2 protein-coding genes are annotated in these 4,706 nt (G+C 55.2%); both read right to left on the reverse strand.

Annotated elements, in window-relative coordinates; translation table 11 throughout:
* Positions 1-588 precede the first annotated feature (588 nt).
* On the reverse strand, positions 589-3,390 hold the full coding sequence (locus AC1DYX_RS28020) for an RHS repeat-associated core domain-containing protein (RefSeq protein ID WP_477265015.1): 2,802 nt from the start codon (positions 3,388-3,390) through the stop codon (positions 589-591).
* Positions 3,391-3,580: 190 nt separating this feature from the next.
* Positions 3,581-4,706: group II intron reverse transcriptase/maturase (gene ltrA, locus AC1DYX_RS28025; RefSeq protein WP_477265017.1), on the reverse strand; the 1,126-nt coding region annotated here is incomplete at its 5' end.

A 4,706-nucleotide genomic window follows, 5' to 3' on the forward strand; every position in this document is an offset into this window, starting at 1 on the left:
CTACTGTGCAACGCAAACATATAGAGGAGAGCCAGAAATGACATCTTAGTCAATTTTCTAAACAATCGACCTCCCACGACCCGAACTGCGTACGATAGCGCGTTTTCCGACCAACCCGACTATAAAGAGAATTCCTATAGAAGTCGTATAGTATCCCGTTGACTGAGACCCCGAACCAATTTTATGAGCCAAAGCAATCAACCATGTGGCAAATCCCGTTGAAATAACAAGTGTGCAAATTAATAGCACCTTCACTAACGCACTCGCCTTCAATAATGTATTCCCCATATTTCGTCCACATTGTCAATGACAACCGCACTTTGAGGAACTGCCAGTACCTGGCATTGGCAAGCTTTGCTCAGCGCTGCCACCAAGTCCTTTTATTACGGACCCAATACCCGTATTAATACGCACATCCATTGCCGCATTACTGGAAGCAATCATCGCGGAGTCTGCTGCTGTTCCACCAGAAGTCCAAGGTACACCGCGTGTAATGCTTCCTCCCCACCACCCTCCCACCAGCCCCGTTCCATAGGCCCATACTGCGTCCCATGTACCGAATTGACCACCATTAGCCGCAAATACTCCTTAGTTCGAGACACCTCCCAACAGGGATGCACCGAAAAGTCCACCTGGCATGAATGGCAAGGCCGCACCAGCTATGCCACCACCTATAGCAGAAGTCCACCACTCTTTCCAATCAAAGTTCTTACACCCACCACTCTTATACATTTGGATGCCCTGTGCTATAGCATCTCCGATTCCTGCGCCTGCAAACCCAATCCCACCTGTAATGACAGGAAGGGGGACATTGCCTGTCGGATCTGTTTTTCGAACAGGATCTCCGCCCACATACGCGTACATGTTCACTCCGCCAGCCAGTCCAATCGGATCCTCGCTGATAAAACGGTGTAAGCTGGGATCGTAATACCGCGCACGATTGAAGTTTAGCCCGGTACTGTCATTCTCGCGCCCAGTGTACTGATAACTGTTGTCGTTGGCGGCCCCGTTCGTGCTGGCTTTGCCGTATGGCTCGTAGCTGTAGCTGGTCGTGGCCACGCCATTGCTGTCGGCCAGTGCAAGCGTCGAGCCCAGCGCGTCGGTCAGTAGGTGCCTTGCCCCCACACTATCGGTGYGGCTGAAGACTTCGTCCAGCCGGCCGGTCAGTAGATTTGCCGTCGGCGTGTTGCCGGCCAACTCCTGAACCGGATTCAAACCATCATATAGGAACGCGGTGGCAGTGCTTGCAACGGTCTTGCCGATGCGCCGGCCGATCCCGTCATACTGGAAACTGGCTGTCACGACGCCGGACAGGCCGGCCAGCTGGTTGCGGGCGTCCCAGCTATGGGACGTGCTTCCGTCGCTGGACAGGTTGCCATTCAAGTCGTAGCTGATGCTCGTGCTGCCCCACTGGGTGAGTTGGTTGGCCGCGTTATAAGTGGCGCTGGCAATGGCCGTCGGCAGGTCGGCATTTGCGTAGCTGCCTCCTACGCTGATACGCCGGCCGTTCGCATCATAGCCGTAGCTGAGGTTACCCAGTTGCGTTGAGCCATGAGTATAGATAATGCCGGTCAGGCGATTGGCAGTGTCGTACGTATAGCTGACGACAATGCCGTTGGCCAAGGTCAGGGTACTGCGACGGTTGGCATTGTCGTAGCTGAAGCTGACACCGGCCGATCCTTGCGCGATGCCGACGAGGCGGTCAGCATCATCGTATGTGTAGCCGACCGTAGCCTGGCCCGCCACCGACATGCTGCTACGGCGCCCAGCGCTGTCGTAGGTATAGCCGACGCTGCCCTGCGGTGTGGTTTCATTGGTCAGACGATCCAGACCATCATAGCTGCGCGTAATCGTGCCGGCAGCCGAGTCGATGAGCTGAGTAAGCCGGTTCCCGGCGTCATAGCTATAGCTGATGTCGCTGGTATACGTGGTCGGTTGCGCTGTAGTGGCCCCGAAGCCGGCGTTGATGCGACGATTCAATGCGTCATAGCTGTAGCCGCTGACCTGGCCCTTGCGATCAGTGAAACGCGTCAGATTACCGACCTGGTCATACGCATAGCTTTCCGTGTGCAGCAAGGGATCGGTGCGGGTGAGTCGGCGGTTGCGTGCGTCGTACGTATAGCTAAAGGTCCCGCCTTTGGCATCGGTGTGGCTCGTCAAGTTGCCATTAGAATCGAACGCGAATGTCGTTACTCCCCCCAAGGCATCAATCATGGACGTCATGCGGTTGAGCGGGTCGTATACGTAGCGCGTAACATTCCCCATCGGATCGGTCATCGTCAACGTCCGACCCGCGCCGTCAATAAAATACCTTATCGTGCTTCCAACGGAATCGGAGACGGAGGCAAGGTCCGTGCCCTCATATGCCATAGTCGTGGTATGGTTCAGCGGATCGGTGATCGTGAGCGGCTGACCGACAGAATTGTAGGTCCAGGTAATTTGATGCCCGAGCGGATCGGTTACTTTCGTCAGATTACCTGAAGAATCATATTCGAACGACGTCGTGTGGTTGAGTGGATCTGTAACGCTGGCAACTTGCTGGAAAGTAGATGTATAAGTCTTCATGGTAGTAACGGCATTGGCCGTATCCGCCAGCTCGGTTCGGATTAGCTCGTTGCCGTTCGTATCATAGGTATAGACGGTCTTTCGCCCCAACGCATCAATTTGCGACAGCAACCGGCTGGTCGCAGGATCACGCGTTTGCGTCACGGATTGTTGTTCGGGCTTTCCGACAGCTTTAATGATAGTCGTCGGGTACCCACTTGCATTAAACACCATGCGCGTGACGTTACCGCGTTCATCGGTGACATCGGTTTGCGTCACCTTGTTGTTCGCATCCAGTGTATAGGCGAATAAATTGGTTGTTGCATCGGCGTACGTTTGTTGGGCAACTCGTCCGTTACCGTCATAGATATTGGTGACCATCACGTTGTCGCGTTTGTCGTGGACCGTCAGCATCTGGTCATTGCTGTCATAGGTATAGGTCTCGAACTGCCCGGCCGGGTCGATCGCCTTGATGAGATGGCCATTGCTATCATATTGATAGGTGGCCGTTCTGCCGAGATTGTCGCTGGCCTGCGTAATGCGATCATTCTCGTCATAAACGAAGTCAATGCTGCGCCCGCTGGACGAAAGAATACGCGTTAGATTCCCATCCCAATCGCGCGTGAACGTCAGAGTGTTACCAAAGCGATCACTTGCCGAAATCACCGCACCAGTTCTGGCAGACCCACCCTCGTTTTCCGGAAAGTTGAACACCGTGCCATCTTTCATCCGCAGCTTCCAGCCAAATGCTGCCTCATCCCATTGAATCGTCGACCCGGAATACCTGCCTAGCGTAGCCGCTTGGTAAAAGGCGTCATAGTAGCTCGTGCCGGGCGAGGTGCGCATATAATGAATCCGGCCACCATCCGGGAGAATCAGGTCTTGATAGGTGTAGTGGCCAGGTATCCCCTGTCAGGAAGAGATCGTAGGGGCTTTGTTGCATAAATCAGCAGAGTTCGGTTGAGTAGGCCATGGGAATTTCACCCACAGCCCCTCGCAGAACCGGACGTGAGCCTCTCAGCTCATCCGGCTCCCATCATCCAGCCGATGGTAAACATCCCAGTTTCCAGTGAACGAATACACCTTGAAACTCGCGCGCAAGTCGCCCAAGGGCATGACCCGCTCGGGTTTTGTGCCGAGCGAGGTGCTTGTACTTGTGCATCATCCAACGCGTCAGGTAGTCATTCAAATGTCGCCACACAGCCGACATGGCCGATTTGTAAAATCGACCGTAATACTGCTGCCAGCCCCGGAGTATCGGGTCGAACCTGGCCGACAGATCGGCCAGGCTCTTGTCGCATTTGAGCTGAAGACGCCATCCACGTATCGTCTGTCGCATTGCCTTGAGGGCATCACGACTGACGGCCGGGGCGAAGTTCACGTAGACACGACCAAATTTATCGACTGCCTTGCGCGGTCGGAACGTATAGCCGAGAAACGTAAACTGCACACATGGATAATCTCCGTCTCGTTTGACATCCTTGCAGTACACGATCCGCGTCTTCTCTGGATGCAGTTCAAGCCCACACTGCCGAAATCGCTCGTCAATCTTTGCCAACGCGAACCTGGCCTGCGCCAGACTCCGGCAGTGAATGACCCCGTCATCGGCGTAGCGGCAAAAGCGCACGCTAGGCAGATGACGCTGTACCCAGCTGTCGAATGCATAGTGCAGAAACAGATTGGCAAGCAGCGGGCTGACGACGCCGCCTTGCGGGGTGCCGCGCGTCCTCTCCACCAAGTTACCTTCCGGCGTCAGCATTGGTGCTTTCAGCCAACGCTCGACGTACAGAAGGACCCATGGCGTCTGGCAGTGCTTCCTCAGCGCCTTCAAGAGCAAGTCGTGGTCGATGTTATCGAAAAGCCCTTTGATGTCGAATTCGACCACCCAGTCGTATTGCCAGCTGCGCCGGCGGACGATGGCGATCGCATCGTGTGCAGATCGCCCGGGTCGATATCCGTATGAGTTCTCGTTAAACACCGGATCAATAACCGGCTCAAGTAGACGCTTGACCACCGTTTGCGCCACCCTGTCCGCGACCGTCGGCACACCCAGCATGCGCACCCCGCCGGACTTCTTCGGGATGGGCACACCTTTGACGGGCGGCGGAAAATAGCTACCGGAACACATGCGGTTCCAGAGCTTGTACAGGTTGTCACTTATG

Source organism: Massilia sp. P2_C2, from assembly GCF_056404615.1.